The 15157-nt window shown below is 72.0% G+C and carries 16 protein-coding genes and 1 pseudogene; 6 read left to right on the top strand and 11 right to left on the bottom strand.

From position 1 onward, the window contains the following. Positions 1-15: 15 nt before the first annotated feature. The 8 genes from ACZ562_RS01795 to ACZ562_RS01830 all read right to left on the bottom strand — a co-directional run bounded on the left by ACZ562_RS01795 (position 16) and on the right by ACZ562_RS01830 (position 7827). A complete protein-coding gene (locus tag ACZ562_RS01795) occupies positions 16-906 on the bottom strand; it encodes a dihydrodipicolinate synthase family protein (RefSeq protein WP_471173092.1) in 891 nt (296 codons plus the stop codon). Further along, complete coding sequence (locus ACZ562_RS01800; protein WP_471173096.1) at positions 903-2312, bottom strand: FAD-dependent oxidoreductase; 1410 nt, start codon at positions 2310-2312, stop codon at positions 903-905. The genes ACZ562_RS01795 and ACZ562_RS01800 overlap by 4 nt, the downstream gene beginning before the upstream one ends. After that, entirely contained in the window at positions 2305-2607 is a 303-nt protein-coding gene (locus ACZ562_RS01805) for a (2Fe-2S)-binding protein (RefSeq protein ID WP_471173100.1), read from the bottom strand. Before ACZ562_RS01805 ends, ACZ562_RS01800 begins: the two co-directional genes overlap by 8 nt. After that, a complete protein-coding gene (locus ACZ562_RS01810) occupies positions 2604-3755 on the bottom strand; it encodes an NAD(P)/FAD-dependent oxidoreductase (RefSeq protein WP_471173102.1) in 1152 nt (383 codons plus the stop codon). Before ACZ562_RS01810 ends, ACZ562_RS01805 begins: the two co-directional genes overlap by 4 nt. Before the next feature lie 75 nt (positions 3756-3830). Next, the gene (locus ACZ562_RS01815) at positions 3831-4646 is read right to left on the bottom strand and encodes an ABC transporter permease (protein ID WP_471173106.1); all 816 of its coding nucleotides are present in this window, start codon (positions 4644-4646) and stop codon (positions 3831-3833) included. A 9-nt stretch (positions 4647-4655) separates the two neighbouring features. Further along, entirely contained in the window at positions 4656-5546 is an 891-nt protein-coding gene (locus tag ACZ562_RS01820) for an ABC transporter permease (protein WP_471173110.1), read from the bottom strand. Between the two features lie 3 nt (positions 5547-5549). Continuing rightward, a complete protein-coding gene (locus ACZ562_RS01825; RefSeq protein WP_471173112.1) occupies positions 5550-6752 on the bottom strand; it encodes an ABC transporter substrate-binding protein in 1203 nt (400 codons plus the stop codon). A 31-nt stretch (positions 6753-6783) separates the two neighbouring features. Further along, positions 6784-7827 (bottom strand): ABC transporter ATP-binding protein, encoded by a 1044-nt coding sequence (locus tag ACZ562_RS01830; protein ID WP_471173114.1) that lies wholly within the window; start codon positions 7825-7827, stop codon positions 6784-6786. Positions 7828-7948: 121 nt separating this feature from the next. On the opposite strand from ACZ562_RS01830, the gene ACZ562_RS01835 reads away from it, so the two are divergent. Together ACZ562_RS01835 and ACZ562_RS01840 are read left to right on the top strand one after the other, a co-directional pair. Beyond that, complete coding sequence (locus tag ACZ562_RS01835) at positions 7949-8689, top strand: FadR/GntR family transcriptional regulator (protein WP_471173117.1); 741 nt, start codon at positions 7949-7951, stop codon at positions 8687-8689. Between the two features lie 175 nt (positions 8690-8864). Beyond that, a pseudogene (locus tag ACZ562_RS01840) lies at positions 8865-9220 on the top strand (hypothetical protein); the annotation flags it as partial. Between the two features lie 91 nt (positions 9221-9311). Here ACZ562_RS01840 and ACZ562_RS01845 read toward each other — a convergent pair. After that, positions 9312-9980, bottom strand: coding sequence for an MmyB family transcriptional regulator (locus ACZ562_RS01845; protein ID WP_471173120.1), 669 nt, complete (start codon positions 9978-9980; stop codon positions 9312-9314). Between the two features lie 227 nt (positions 9981-10207). Between ACZ562_RS01845 and ACZ562_RS01850 the strand changes: the two genes are divergently transcribed. From ACZ562_RS01850 to ACZ562_RS01860, 3 genes are all read left to right on the top strand, one after another. Next, positions 10208-10858 (top strand): helix-turn-helix domain-containing protein, encoded by a 651-nt coding sequence (locus tag ACZ562_RS01850; RefSeq protein WP_471173948.1) that lies wholly within the window; start codon positions 10208-10210, stop codon positions 10856-10858. A gap of 32 nt (positions 10859-10890) precedes the next feature. Then, on the top strand, positions 10891-11421 hold the full coding sequence (locus ACZ562_RS01855; protein WP_471173950.1) for a toxin-antitoxin system, toxin component: 531 nt from the start codon (positions 10891-10893) through the stop codon (positions 11419-11421). Positions 11422-11759: 338 nt separating this feature from the next. After that, the gene (locus ACZ562_RS01860; protein WP_471173123.1) at positions 11760-11996 is read left to right on the top strand and encodes a hypothetical protein; all 237 of its coding nucleotides are present in this window, start codon (positions 11760-11762) and stop codon (positions 11994-11996) included. A 148-nt stretch (positions 11997-12144) separates the two neighbouring features. On the opposite strand, the gene ACZ562_RS01865 is transcribed toward ACZ562_RS01860, so the two are convergent. Together ACZ562_RS01865 and ACZ562_RS01870 are read right to left on the bottom strand one after the other, a co-directional pair. Continuing rightward, positions 12145-12825, bottom strand: coding sequence for a 4'-phosphopantetheinyl transferase family protein (locus ACZ562_RS01865; protein ID WP_471173126.1), 681 nt, complete (start codon positions 12823-12825; stop codon positions 12145-12147). Further along, positions 12822-13682: a metallophosphoesterase family protein gene (locus tag ACZ562_RS01870; RefSeq protein WP_471173129.1), complete on the bottom strand. Its 861-nt coding sequence runs from the start codon at positions 13680-13682 to the stop codon at positions 12822-12824. The genes ACZ562_RS01865 and ACZ562_RS01870 overlap by 4 nt, the downstream gene beginning before the upstream one ends. Before the next feature lie 296 nt (positions 13683-13978). Between ACZ562_RS01870 and ACZ562_RS01875 the strand changes: the two genes are divergently transcribed. Then, a complete protein-coding gene (locus ACZ562_RS01875) occupies positions 13979-15109 on the top strand; it encodes an ATP-grasp domain-containing protein (RefSeq protein ID WP_471173132.1) in 1131 nt (376 codons plus the stop codon). The last annotated feature ends 48 nt before the right edge of the window (positions 15110-15157 follow it).

A 15157-nucleotide genomic window follows, 5' to 3' on the forward strand; every position in this document is an offset into this window, starting at 1 on the left:
TGGGTACGCGACGGGTCACGCGAGCCCCGCGGCGACGGCCTTCTCGGTGGCGGCGCGGACGGCGGCCGCCTGCTCGGGCAGCAGCGGCATACGGGGTGGCCGGACCGGCCCGCCGTGCCGGCCGACGACGTCCATGGACAGCTTGATCGCCTGTACGAACTCGACCTGGGAGTCCCACCGCAGCAGCGGATGCAGCTGCCGGTAGAGGCGGTTCGCCGTGGCCAGGTCGCCGTCGACGGCCGCGTGGTACAGCTCGGCGCTCGCGGCGGGCAGGGCGTTCGGACAGCCGGCCACCCAACCCTTGGCACCCGCGATCGCCAGCTCCAGCAGGACGTCGTCGGCACCGATCAACAGGTCCAGTTCCGGGGCGAGTTCGGCGATGCGGTAGGCGCGGCGGACGTCCCCGGAGAACTCCTTGACGGCGTGGATGTACCCCTCGCCGTGGAGCTTGGCGAGGAGTTGCGGTACGAGGTCGACCTTGGTGTCGACCGGGTTGTTGTACGCCACGACCGGCAGGCCGGCCTTCGCGACCTCCGCGTAGTGGGCGAGCACCGAACGCTCGTCGGCGCGGTACGCGTTGGGCGGCAGCAGCATCACCGAACGGCAGCCCGCGTCGCGCGCCTGCTCGGCCCAGCGGCGGGACTCCGCGGAGCCGTAGGCGGCGACGCCGGGCATGACGCGCTGCCCGCCGACGGCGGCGACGGCCGTCTCGACGGCCTTCACGCGTTCCTCGGGGGTGAGCACCTGGTATTCGCCGAGCGAACCGTTGGGGACGACGCCGTCGCAGCCGTTGTCGACGAGCCAGGCGCAGTGCTCGGCAAACCTGTCGTAGTTGACGCAGAGGTCGTCGTCGAGCGGCAGCGCGGTGGCGACGAGGACGCCGCGCCAGGGTCGGTGGTCGGTCATGAGGGTCCTCTCTCGGTGCGGTGGGTGTGCTGATCTGCGAGTACGCCGAGCGGTACGGGACTCGCGAACGGCCGCCGGGACGGGGTGAGCTGGCAGCCGATGAGTCCGGCGACCGCGGGTGCGCACATCCGGCCCTGGCACCAGCCCATGCCGGCCCGGGTGAACAGCTTCACCGTGCGCACGTCGCCGGCGCCGAGGTCTGCGACGGCCTCGCGGACCGCTCCGGCGGAGACCTCCTCGCAGCGGCACACCACGGTGTCGTCGGTGACCTGCTCGGACCAGTGCGCGGGCGGCGCGTACACGCTGTCGAGCGCGACGGAGAACGCCCGCAGGCGGGTACGGGCCTTCGCGGCCGCGGCCCACGCGCGCGGGTCCGGTGCGCCGCCGTGCAGGCGGGCAGCCGCGGACCGTCCGGCGATGTGGCCCTCGGCCAGCGCGAGGGCCGCGCCTCCGATGCCGGTGGTCTCTCCCGCGGCCCAGACGCCGGGCACGTCGGCGCGCTGCTCGTCGTCGACGCGGACGCCCGGCCCGTCGACGCGGCACCCGAGGCTGTCCGCCAGGTCGGTGTGCGCCAGCATGCCGTGGCCGACGGCGAGGGTGTCGCAGGGGATGCGGCGCTCGGTGCCGGTCCGGACCCGTCCTTCGCCGTCGAGCGCGGCGACGGTCACCGCCTCCAGCCGCTCGGTGCCGTGCGCCTCGACGACGGTGTGGTGGGCGAGGACACGTACTCGGTGCCGGGCCAGCCGGGCCGTGTACCAGGCACCTTCGGCGAGCTTGCCCGGCTGCGCCGCCAGCGCCGGGGTCCGCCGCAGGAACGCCCTGGGATCGGCGGACTCGACGAGCGCGGCCACCTCCACCCCGGCCGCGGCGAGCCCGGCCGCCACGGGAAGCAGCAGCGGCCCGGTCCCGGCGACCACGGCGGTGCGCCCGGACACGGCCAGGGCGCCCTTGAGCATGGCCTGGGCCCCGCCCGCGGTGACGACCCCGGGGAGTGTCCAGCCGGGGAAGGGCAGCACTTTCTCGTACCCGCCGGTGGCGAGGAGCACGGCGTCGGCAGGTACGGACACCGGGCTGTCCTGGTCGGGTCCGAGCAGCGCGTGCACGGTGAAGCCGTCGGCGCCGCGCTCTGCGCACCAGACGTGATGGTCCGCCAAATGCCGTACATCACTTGCCTTTACGTGGGCGTCCAGTCCGTCCCGCAGTCGCTCCCAGGTCCGCCACCGGTGGTGCAGGGCCTGGGGGCGCCGGGCGCGCAACTCCCCGGCCGGCCGGCGGTAGAACTGCCCGCCGGCCTGCGCGGCCGAGTCGAACAGCGTGACCCGGACGCCGCGCGCGGCGGCGGCCAGGGTCGCGGCGAGGCCCGCCGGACCCGCGCCGATCACCGCGAGGTGTGGTCGCTCAGTCATCGTGGCCCGTCCCCTCCTGCGTTCGGATCGCGTCACCCGGGTGCAGGGGCACGAGGCAAGCGCGTTGGTTGGGGCGGTCGTTGACGGTCACCAGGCAGTCGAAGCAGACGCCGATGCCGCAGAAGACCCCGCGCGGGCGGTCCTCGCCCCGGGTGGTGCGCCAGGCCGTGACGCCCGCGGCCCAGAGCGCGGCGGCGACGGTCTGGCCGGGCAGCGCCTCGATCTCGCGGCCGTCCAGAGTGACGGTGAAGGCCGGCCCTGGCCGGGCCCGGGCCAGGTCGAACGGGGTTCTCACGCCGCCTCCTCGGTGAACCGGTCGGGCCGGAACGGTGCCAGGTCGAGGTCGGGGGTCTGCACGGTCAGCGCCTGCGCGATGAGGTGCCCGGTTCCGGTGGCGAGTCCGATGCCCGCGCCCTCGTGCCCGCAGGCGTGGAACAGCCCGGGTGCCCGGGGGTCGGGGCCGATGGCCGGCATGTGGTCCGGCATGTATGGGCGGAAGCCCAGGTAGGCGCGGACGGCGCGGACGTCCGACAGGAACGGGAACAGCCGTGTCGCGCCCGCCGCGAGGGCCCGGAGGGCGGGCAGTGAGAACGACCGGTCGAAGCCGACCCGTTCCCGGCTCGCGCCGATCAGGACCGGCCCGGCCGCCGTGCCCTCCACGACCGGTGACGTCCGCAGGGCCGCCGAGTCGCCGGCCACGTCGGCGACGTAGTCGGCGGCGTACACCTTGTGGCGGACCATGCGCGGCAGCGGTTCGGTCACGAGGACGAACCCGCGTCGCGGGAGGACGGGCAGGGTGGTGCCCGCGAGGGCGGCGACCTCGGCTCCCCAGGTGCCGGCCGCGTTGACGACTGCCGGGGCGTGGATGTCGCCCTGGACCGTACGGACTCCGCGTACCGACCCGGCCGGGGTGCGCAGTACGGCCGTCACGGTCCGGCCGGTGAACAGGCGGGTGCCCGAGGCCCGTACGGCGTGGGCGGCGGCCAGTGCCGGCATGACCTGGCAGTCCTGGGGGTAGTGCACGGCGCCCGGCAGGCCCGGGGCGAGGTGGGGTTCGAGGCCGTACAGGGCGTCGCCCCCGACCTGCTCGGCGACCACTCCGGCGGCGCGCTGTCGGGCCGCGAACCGCTCCAGCCCGGCGAGGGAGCCGGGTGAGCCGGCCACCACCACGCCGCCCTTGGCCTCGTACTCGACGGCCGTCCCGAACTCCTGCGCGAGCTCGCCCCACAGGCGGTTCGACAGCAGCGCGAGGTCCAGTTCCGGGCCCGGTTCCTTGTCGGAGACGAGGAGGTTGCCCTCGCCCGCTCCGGTCGTGCCGCCGGCCACCGGGCCGCGGTCCACCAGGACGACGTCCAGGCCCGCTCGGGCCGCGTACAGGGCGCAGGCGGCACCCACCATGCCGGCCCCGACGACTACGACATCGCAGGTCAATGGCTGACTCACAGCAGTACTATGTCACATATCCATGGCTCTGGACATGGGCGTGAGCAGCCTCCGGACAGGGTGTGGGAGCGGCCCTCACACCCGGCTCTGGCTCGCCGTGTCCGACGACAGCCGCTGGGCGACGTAGATCGGAATGACGGAGAGCAGGACGAGGACGGCGGCCACCACGTTCACGACCGGCGCCTGCTGGGGCCGGGTCATGTTGTTGAAGATCCAGATGGGCAGGGTCTCGACCCCCGGCCCGGCGGTGAACGTGGTCACGACGATCTCGTCGAAGGACAGGGCGAAGGCGAGCAGTCCGCCCGCGAACAGCGCGGAGCGCACCAGCGGGAAGGTGATGTCGGCGAAGGCGCGGAAGGTGTGCGCGCCCAGGTCCATCGCCGCTTCCTCGTACGAGCCTGAGGTGCGCCTCAGCCGGGCGGCCACGTTGTTGAAGACGACGACGATGCAGAAGGTGGCGTGGCCGACCACCACGGTGAACAGGCCGAGGCCGACTCCGAGCGGCTCGAGTACCGTGCCGAACGCCGAGTTGAGGGCGATGCCCGTGACGATGCCGGGCAGGGCGATCGGCAGGACGACCACGAAGGAGATCGCGTCGCGGCCGAAGAAGCGGTGGCGGGCGACGGCGAAGGCGATCAGCGTGCCGAGGACCAGGGCGACGGCGGTGGCGCCGAGTCCCGCCTTGACAGAGACCCACAGCGCCTCGCGGGCGCCCTCGTTCTCCCAGGCGACCGACCACCAGTGCAGGGTGAGCCCGGGCGGCGGCCAGCTCGCGCTGCGGTCCGGATTGAGGGAGTTGACCACGACGAGCACGAGCGGGATGTAGATCACCGCGAAGCCGAACCCGGCGGCGACGCGCAGCGCGATACGCGCGGAACGGGAGAGTTGCACGACGGCTCCTCAGAGGCTGCTCAGCGCGCCCGTGCGGCGCATCGCCAGCAGGTACAGCACGATGACGACGACCGGCACCGTGCCGAGCGCGGCGGCCATGGGCAGGTTGAGTTCGATGTTGGAGTAGACCAGGTTGCCGATCAGCTGCGTCTTGCCGCCGACGATCTGCACGGTGATGTAGTCGCCGAGGCTGAGCGAGAAGGTGAAGATCGACCCGGCGGCCACGGACGGCAGCACCATCGGCAGCACGACCGAGCGGAAGGTGCGCCAGGCCCGCGCGCCCAGATCGGACGACGCGTCGAGGAGGCTGGCGGGCAGCTGCTCCAGTGCCGTGTGGATCGGCAGGATCATGTACGGAAGCCAGAGGTAGGTGAGCGTGATGATCGCCGCGAGAAGGCCGAACCCCGGTCCTGCGAGCCCGAACGGCTTGAGCATCCAGTCGGCGAGCCCGCCCTCCGAGAGGATCAGCCGCCAGGCGTACACCTTCACCAGATAGCTGGCCCACAGCGGGGTGAGGATCGTGACCACGAGCAGCGGGCGCCACTTGGGCTTCGCGATCCGGGCCGTGTAGAAGGCGACCGGGAAGGCGATCACGACGCACAGGGCCGTGACGGCCAGCGCCACTCCGACGCTGCGCACGATCACCTGGCGGAACACCGGGGTGGTGAACAGGGCCTGGAAGTTGTCGGTCGACCAGACCTTCACGACCTCGGAGGTGAAGGTGTCCGTCGTCCAGAACGCGGAGATGAACAGCACGCTCAGCGAGCCGAGATAGAGCACCGCCAGCCACAGCAGCGGCGCGGTCAGGAGCAGGGACAACCGCAGCCGCGGATGGCGGTGCAGGACCCCGGCGAGCCGCCGGACGGGAGAGCGTCCGGCGGTCTGCGCGGCAGAAGCCATCGGTCAGCCCTTGATCTCGGTCCAGGCCTGGACCCACTTGGCGTACGGCACGCACTTGACGTCCGTACGGCCGTCGAGGCACTGCTCGATGGGCGTGTTCCAGAAGGCGATGTTCTTCCAGTAGTCCTCGTCGGAGGCGTGGTACGTGGTGCAGAAGTTCTTGTCGCTGGTCAGGTCGCACGCCTTGGAGTTGGCGGGCGCCTCGCCGAAGTACTCGGCTACCTGCGCGTTGGCCTTCGGCGACACGATCCAGTCCAGCCACTTGTAGGCGCAGTTGGGGTGCTTGGCCTTGGAGGAGACCATCCAGGTGTCGGACCAGCCGGTCGAACCCTCCTTCGGGACGAAGGCCTCGACCTTGGCGCCCTCGTCGGCGGCGAGGCTGGCGATGACCTGCCAGGTGGTGCCGACCACGGAGTCGCCGCTCTTGAAGGCGGAGATCTCCTTGAGGTAGTCGCTCCAGTACTCGCCGATGTTCGCGTTCTGCTTCTTCAGCAGGGCCACGGCGGCGTCGAACTGCTTCTGGTCGAGCGCGTAGGGGTCCTTGATGCCCAAGTCCGGCTGGGTGGCCTTGAGATACAGCGCGGCGTCCGCGATGTAGATCGGCGAGTCGTACGCGGTGACGTGGCCCTTGTACTTCGCCGCGTCGTCGAAGACGGCGGACCAGGAGGTCGGCGCGGGCGTGACCTTGTCGGTGTTGTACATCAGGAGGTTGGCGCCGCGGCCGTGCGGGATGCCGTACATCTGGCCGTCGACGGAGTTCCAGGCGCCGTCCTTCAGGTCGCCGAAGACGTCCTTGTAGTTGGGCACGAGGTCCGTGTTGACTGGGGCGGCGTCGCCGGAGGCGATCAGGCGCAGGGATGCGTCGCCGGACGCGGACACGGCGTCGTACTGGCCGGTCTTCATCAGCTTGACCATCTCGTCGGAGCTGGCCGCGACCTTGGAATTGACCTTGCAGCCCGTCTGCTTCTCGAAGTCGCTGACCCAGTCGACCTTGGGGTCGTTGGAGCCGTCCTCGACGTAGCCGGCCCAGTTGATCAGGTTGACCTGGCCCTCGGTCGCACCGAGTTCGGTCGGCGCCTTGAGCTCGGGCGGGTTGAGACCGGTGGTGGCGGAGGAGCCGTTGCCGGAGTCGGAGGAGCCGCAGGCGGCGGCGAGGAGCAGCGCCGCGGCGGCGGCCGCGGTGTGGAGTGTTCTGGTGAGGCGCACGACGTACTCCATGGGGGTGAGTGCCTTGCGGCTAGGGTCGGCGGGTGTCGGGAACCGCGACGGCGTGGCGGCGGTGCCACTGCAGTCGCACCCGGGTGCCGCGGTAGGCGGCGACGTCCTCGGAGGAGGTCTCCAGGTTCTGCTGGAGGGCGGTGAGCCGGCCTCCCGCGTCGAGGTCGACCAGGAAGCGGGTCGCGTCGCCGAGGTAGACGACCTCGGCGACGGTGCCGGTGGCGGTGGCGTGTCCGGGCTCGTCGGCCTCGGCGGACTCCTTCAGGACACGGATCTTCTCGGGGCGGATGCTGTAGGTGCCCGGGGCGCCGACGATCCGGTGGGCGGACTCCCCGTCCAGCAGGTTCGAGGTGCCGACGAACGACGCGACGAAGGGGCTCGCCGGCCGTTCGTAGATCTCGGCGGGGGTGCCGACCTGTTCGATGCGGCCCAGCTTGAAGACCGCGATGCGGTCGCTCATCGTCAGGGCCTCCTCCTGGTCGTGCGTGACGAAGACGAAGGTGATGCCGACTTCGCGCTGGAGGTCCTTGAGCTCGACCTGCATCTGCTGGCGCAGCTTGAGGTCCAGGGCACCGAGCGGTTCGTCGAGCAGCAGCACACTGGGGCGGCCGACGAGGGCTCGGGCGAGCGCGACGCGCTGCCGCTGGCCGCCGGAGAGCTGGCCGGGGCGCCGCTTGCCGAAGCCTTCGAGGCGCACCTCGGCGAGCGCCTTGCGGGCCCGGACCAGCCGCTCCGCCTTGGGCACCTTGCGGACCCTGAGGGGGTAGGCGACGTTCTGCTCGACGGTCATGTGCGGGAAGAGGGCGTAGTCCTGGAAGACGGTGTGGACGTCCCGCTCGAAGGGGGCGAGGCCGGTGACGTCCTGTCCGGCGAGCTCGATCCGGCCCTCCGTCGGGGCCTCGAATCCGGCGATCATGCGCAGCACGGTGGTCTTGCCCGAGCCGGACGGGCCGAGCATCGAGAAGAACTCCCCGTCCCGGATCTCCAGGTCGACCCCGGCCACGGCCGTCGTCTCCCCGAACGACTTCCGCAGATCCTGCAGCCGGATCGCAATCCCCTCCATGGGCGGGAACCTTTCTGGCGCCCTCGCGCGTTTGACATTTTGCTAAAAATATATGAATTCATAGTTCAAAGCTCTAGGCGCCCTCAGGGTGAGGCTTGAGTCAACGCACGAGGTGGTGGCCGTGAAGGAGCAGCAGACGGGTCTCGGCGCCCGCAAAGCCATCTTCGCGCCGGTCGACATCTGCGCGCGAGTGGAGGCCGTGGTGCGCCGGATCGGCGACGCCATCGAGCTCGGGCTGCTCGGCGACGGCGAGCAACTGCCCGGCGAGAGCGAGCTGGCCGGCCGGCTCGGCGTGTCCACGGTCACCCTGCGGGAGGCGCTCATGGCGCTGCGCCAGCAGGGGCTGGTCACCACCCGGCGGGGCCGCGGCGGCGGCAGTTTCGTCTCCCTGCCCGGCCTCCCCGGCGAGGAGCGGCTCAGGACCCGCCTGCGCGGCTGGAGCACCGACGGCCTCCGCGACCTCGGGGACCACTGGGCCGCCCTGAGCGGCGCGGCCGCCCGGCTCGCCGCGCGGCGCGCGGAACCCGGCGACCTCGCACAACTACGCCGTACGGCTGAAGAATTGGCGCAAGCCGAGGACGCGGCGGCGCGCAGCCGGGCGTACGGGCGCTTCCACGTGGAGCTCGCGGCGGCGGCACACTCCGGCCGGCTCACCCGGGAGCAGGTCACGCTGCAGACCGAGGTCGGGGCACTGCTGTGTCTTGTGCTCGGCGACGACGAATATCGTGAAGGAGTCGCACCCCGTCACCGCTCCGTGATCGCGGCGGTGCAGGACGGGGCCCACGATTCGGCCGGGGAACTGGCCGAACGGTGCGTCCGGGAGTCCACGGCACGGCTCATAGCCCTGCGGCTGGCCCTGTGAGCCGCTCCGGTTCCGGTCCCGTCCGCTGGAGGGCACCCATGAGCCTCGCGAAGGCAACACTCGGCACGGCACCGGAGGAGCCGTCGCGGCACGGGTCCGCTCGGCTCTGGAGACCGTGTTTCACGCCGTGGCGCGGCACCGGGGAACGCGCGGTCGCCGGTGTTCGACGCCGTGGCGCGACATCGGGGAACGCGCGGTCGCCGGCCCGTACGCGACTACCTCTGTTCCGGCGAATGCAGCCTGACCGTCCGCCCCGGTCCATGCCGAAGGCCGGTTCGCCGGAGTGGCCGCCGCGGACGTGTACCTGCGGCACTTCGAGGACGCGGTCATGCCGATGCTCCACCGGCTCGCGGGACGGGCGCGCGGGTCAACGCCCGTGGCCGGGTCGCCGCGGCGACCGACCCCCGGCACCTGGCCGGTTCGCTCGGCACGAGGCCGGACGTCGGCCGGGCGCTTGCGGAGGGGCGGCCCGCGGACGCCGGAGGGCTGCGGCTGGTGCCGTGCGACGGCGTGCCGCTGGTACTCGTGATCGACCCCGAAGTGACGCCGCGCGGGTATGTGCGGGACGGCTCCGGCGCCGTCGGCGACCTGAACGCCGACGGTGCCGGAGCACCGGAGGTCGTCAGGCCTTCGGCGGCGGTACGACGCTCAGATGGCCCGCGGTGCGGGCGCGCCCCGGTCCGCGCGGGACGGGCGACGGCCTACGGGCCGGGCGCAGCACCAGCGTCAGCCTCGTGTAGCCCATGTCCCGCAGCGTCGGGGGCGTTTCGTCGACGACACGGCACTCGGTGGCACCCCAGCGCGGGTCGGGATGCAGCAGCGGACGGATCGCGCCGTCGTGCTCCACGGCCCGCCGGCCGACCGCGCGGATCCAGTGCGGCAGGCCCTGGCGGTAGGCGGCCTCCATGATCGGGTCCTGGGCGATGTCCCGGCGGATCGACTGGAGCCCGTGGTCGTGGCCGTGCCGCTCCACGGCGGCCGCGAAGTGGGCGAGCATCGGCAGGCACCACCGCGACTCGTGCTCGCCGAGGACGGAGCCGGCATCGGGGTGGAACAGGACGAACCTGAGGAAGTTGTCGCCGGGCATGGCCGTCGGATGCGGTCCGACACCGCGGAAAAGTGACTGGAAAGCGGTGTTGGTCAAGACCACGTCCCAGCCGCGGTCGAGGACGACGGACGGATGGGGGACGGCCGCCAGGAGGGTGGCGTAGTCCTGCAGATACGCCTGGGCCTCGAGACTCTCGGGGACGGGCCGCGGCGCGGACCGCTGCCCTCCTGCCTGATATGCCATCGGGAGGTCACCCCTCTTGCCTATGCGGCCTTCACGCGGCGCCTTGATCCTGGTGCCCCGCGCAAAGCATGTCAACTATCGTGGCATTTCATGCCGGTTGACGGCTGAAATTGGCCACAGTTGTGGCGAGACCTGGATGTGAGTTCGAACAACCCGCTACTCTCCGGGAAGTTCACGACAAACGCTCGTGTTGTGAGAAGCCTGTGAGAGACGTAGGAGATCTGTCGGTGTCGGGTGGCTTCGAGGGTCCGGGCAACGCGGTATCGGCTGTCCTGCCCGCGGTCGTGGCCCGCGTCACCGCCCTCGCCGACCGGCTCGGCGTGCCGCCCGCGGAGGTCTTCCACACCGGCCGCCTCTCCGTCGGCTCCGGCGTCCCCGAACCCGTGGTCAAGGCCCTGCTGAGCGGCCGCCCCGCGGGCGAACCGGACGTGCAGGCCCGCTTTCTGCAGCGCCTGGACCTGCTGCGCCGCACCCGGCTCAAGCCCAACGGACGCAAGTACACCCAGCAGGAGATCGCCGACGGCGCGGGCATGTCCCGCCAGCAGGCCGGGGCGCTCATCAACGGCGACCGGCGGCCCACCATGGAGCACTGCGACGCCATCCAGCGCTTCTTCCGCGTGCACGCCGGGTTCCTCACCGCCGAGGACCCCGAGGCGCTCGCGGGCGCCCTCCAGCGCACCGAGCAGGAGCTCCTCCAGAAGCTCGCGGAGCGGGAGACGGCCCAGGCCGCCGAGGACCCGCTGGAGCGGCTGCTGCAGGACCACGGCGTCCGCGGGATCGCCTGGCGGGCCGCGCAGCTGCCCACCGACCAGCACCGCGACAAGGTAGCGGAGTGGCTCGACATGCTCTTGGAGAGCGTCAAGCGGCCCGAGTCGTGATCCGGGGGAGAACTGTGGGCATCGGCAAGGAAATGCGCCGCCTGTGCGGCGAACTGGTCGCTGAGCTGGCCCTGCCCGCACCTGCGCCGCCCCCGGCCCTGTACGGCGCGCTGTGCACCGCGATGAGCAGACGCCGGGGCCGCCCCGTCCACTTCCGTACGGCCGCCTTCCCGCCCGGGACGGCCAGCGGGCTGTGGCTCGACATGGCCGAGCAGGACCTCGTCGTCGTCGAGGAGCGCACGGCCCCCGACCATCAGCTGGTGATCCTCGGCCATGAACTGTGGCACATGAAGGCCGGCCACTGCAGCCACCACGTCGAGGGCGCAGCCGTCGCGGCCCGCTTGCTGCACGACGAGGCGGACCTCCAGGCGACGGTGCTGAAGGTCGCCGCCCGCACCCGCTTCGACCTCGCCGACGAGAAGGAGGCCGAGAGCTTCGGCCTGCTCCTCGCAAGCAAGTGCCGAACCTGGCTGGCCGGTTCGTCGCTACGGGGCCCGGTGCAGCGCGACCACCTGGCAGGCCGCATCGAGGCTTCTTTGGGCTACGTAGGCCCACAGGGCTGACGCCGGCGTGGCCCTGTCCACACGGCGAGCCTGTTCCGACCGGAGGGCCTGTTCCGACCGGCGAGCCTGCTCAGACCGGCGAGCCTGCTCAGACCGGCGAGCCTGCTCAGACCGGCGAGCCTGCTCAGACCGGCGAGCCTGCTCAGACCGGCGGGCCTGCTCAGACCGGCGGGCCTGTTCCGACCGGCGGGCGTGCTCACATCAACGGGCTTGCTGAGATCAAGCCTGCTGACTGTCAGTGGCAGGCGGCAAGCTGGAGGTGCGCCCGTCGTTGTGCCGGAGCGTGCGCGCCGACCGGGCGCGGGAGATGACGACGCCGACACGGGGAGAGCCGACCGATGCAGACCGCCGTACTGACCGACCGTGAGCGCACAGCCGTCCAGGCCTATCTGCGGCTGCTGCACACCGTGCGGGCCGCCTTCGACGTCGTGGACGGCCCGCGGGAGGGCCGTCGGCCACCGGTCGTCCCGCCCGCCGTGCTCGCCGAAGCGGAACAGGCACTGACGGACGCGGGCCTGGCCGGCAACGAGGACGCGTTCTTCAGGCTGCTGAAGGACTGGTGTCCCGAGGGGTGACGAGGGCGGGCCGACAGGGCCGGGGCCGGCCGCATGGCCGCCGCCGGCGCCGTGGTCGGGCCGACGGCCGTGGATCGGCCGAAGGCGGGCCCGCGCCAACGGCGGCCGTCGTCAAGCCGAGGTCCGCGGTCCGCCCGGCCGCCGCGTGTCAGGGGTGCGGCACCGTGACGGCCGTGGCCACCAGGCCCTGCCGCACCGTCCACCGTCCTTCGAAGGAGGCGAGCCGCCGGCCGCCCACCAGCGGGCCCGGTACGAGGAGTTCGGCGTTGAAGGCGCCGCCCGGGCGTTCGCCGGGTTCCGGGAAGACCTCGATGTCGGCCTCCGTGAACTCCAGCCACAGCCCGGTGAGGGGGAACCACGCCTTGTAGACGGACTCCTTGGCGCTGAACAGGAGACGGTCCCAGTGGATATGGGGGTGCTCGTGCGCGAGCCGGCGCAGCCGGTCCCGTTCGCCGGGCAGGGAGACGGTGGGCAGGATCCCTTCCGGCAGCGCCTCGTGCGGTTCGGCGTCGATGCCCAGGGAGGCCAGGTCGGTCGCACGGACCAGGGCCGCCGCGCAGTAGCCGTCGCAGTGCGTCATGCTGCCGGCCACGCCGGCCGGCCAGCGCGGGGCGCCGCGTGTACCGGGCACCAGGGGCTGCGGCGGCACGCCGAGCTTCTCCATCGCGCGGCGGGCGCAGGAGCGCACGGCGGCGAACTCGCGGCGGCGCTTGGGCACCGCCCGGGCCACGACGGCCGCCTCCTCGGGGTAGAGGTGCGCCTCGCCGGCCGCCTCGTCGCCGTGCGCCTCCACGCTCACCACCGTGTCCGGCAGCAGTTCCCCGATCACGCGTCCTCGACCTCGGTCGGCAGGATGCGGCGCGGTTGGCCCGGCGCCTGCGGGCGATTGCGCCACTCCCGGGGGTATCCCACCGACACCTCCTCGAAGCGGACACCGTCGTGCCAGGTGGTCCGTGGAATGTGGAGGTGGCCGTACACCATGGTCTCCACGCGGAACCTGCGGTGCCAGTCCGCGGTGAGCCGGGTGCCGCACCACATGGCGAACTCGGGGTGCCACAGGACGTCCGTCGGATGCCGGTCCAGCGGGTAGTGGTTGACGAGGACCGTGGGCAGGTCGTCGGGCAGCTCGGCGAGTCTGCGTCCGGTCTCCTCGACGCGGGCCCGGCACCAGGCTTCGCGGGTCGGGTAGGGGTCTGGGTGCAGCAGGTACTCGTCGTTGCAGACGATGCCGGTTCCGTGCGCGTACTCCAGCCCCTGTTCCTTGGTTTCGCAGCCCGCCGGGAGGAACGAGTAGTCGTACAGCAGGAACAGCGGTGCGACGGCCACCGGACCGCCGGGACCGTCCCAGACGGGGTACGGGTCCTCCGGCGTCGTCACGCCGAGTTCCCGGCACAGGGCGACCAGGTGTTCGTAGCGGGCGAGGCCGCGCAGGGTTACGGGGTCCCTCGGGTGGGTCCACAGTTCGTGGTTGCCGGGAGCCCAGACGACCCGGCCGAAGCGGCCCGCGAGCGTTTCCAGGGCCCAGCGGATGTCGGCCACCGTCTCCGCGACGTCACCGGCCACGAGCAGCCAGTCGTCGTCCGATTCAGGGCGCATCTTCTCGACCAGGGCGCGGTTCTCCTCGTAACCGATGTGCAGGTCGCTGATGGCCAGCAGCTGTCCGGCACCACCGGCCGTCGACATCACCTTTCGCCCCCTCCGCGCTCACGAATGGGACCACGACAACACATCCGCGGTCCTTGTACAAGGCGGCGCCGCGCCACCCGGAACGCGCCGGGCGGCGCCGGATCGGAAACCGGCCGGCCGTGATCGGGAAATCCGTAACACCCACGTAGCACGCCGGACCCTCGCGAAGCCGTATGATCCCCCCAACACCGCCGCCACGACTGTCCCTTCGCGCAGGGCGGTTCGGTGTCCCTCCAACCACCTGGCCGGGCATGGCCTGCTTCGCCCTGCCCGCGAACCCTGAAAGGACGGCCTGAATGGTCTCTCGCGTACGCGTCTGGCTCAACCGCACGTACGCGGAGAACGTGTTCTTCATGGATCAGCTGCGGCGAAATCCCAGCGACCGGGCCGTCGAGATCCATGCCACGCACGGCGACGCCGACTCCCCCGTGCTGGCCGCCGCCGACACCGCCCACCTGGAGCCGGAGGGCCTGTCCCCGGCCGCGTACGTGGAGTACGCGCTGGACCAGTGCGCACGGCGCGGCATCGACGTGTTCGTGCCCCGGCTGCACCAGACGGCGATCGTGGCGCACCGCGCCGAGTTCGAGGCGGTCGGTACGGCGCTGCTCGCGCCGCCGCCGGAGGCGGTGGCCGTCTTCGAGGACAAGGTGATCGCGTACGAGGCCGTGCAGGCGATCGGCGTGCCGGTGCCTCCGTGGCATCGGGTGCAGACCGCGGATCAACTCGTCGCGGCTGTCGAGGAGTTGGAGGCGGACGGCCACAGGGCGTGCTTCAAGCCCGCGTCCGGTGCGGGCGGGGTGGGCTTCCGCGTCATCACGCGCTCTCCCTTCTCCCTCGTTCACCTCAACGGCTTCCCCAGCCCGTACGTGCCGCTGGACGTGGTCGTGGAGGCGCTGAAGCAGGCCCACGAGCCGGTCGACTGGATGGTGATGCCGCGTCTCGAGCAGCCGGAGGTGTCGGTGGACTGCCTCACGGGTCCCGACGACCGCGTGCGCCTGGCCGTGGGCCGCACCAAGAACGGCCGTCGCCGCGGGTTCACGCTCCACGAGCAGTGGCTGGAGCCGGCGCGCCGGATCGCGGAGGGCTTCGGGCTGCACTACCTGTCCAACATCCAGTTCCGGATGTTCGGCGACACGCCCGTACTGATGGACGTCAACACGCGTCCGGCCGGCGGACTGCACCAGCTGTCCCTGTGCGGTCTCAACGCCCCGTGGGCCGCCGTGCGGCTGGCGCTCGGCGACGACCCGGGCGAGGTGGTTCCGCCGTTCCTGGGCCAGGACTACACGGTGGTGTCCGGGCCGCGTCCGCTGCGGGCGCTGTCGTTTCCGCCGCAGCGGCTGGAGAAGGCCGAGGCTCTGCTGCCGGCGGTTCCTGCGCAGGTGCCTGCGGCGGTCGACGTCGGGGCGGCTCAGGTGCTGCCGCTCTAGGTTGCCGGTCCGGCTGCGGTCGAAGGTGGTTGCTCGCACAGTTCCCCG

This window comes from Streptomyces sp. NPDC040410 (genome assembly GCF_055595715.1).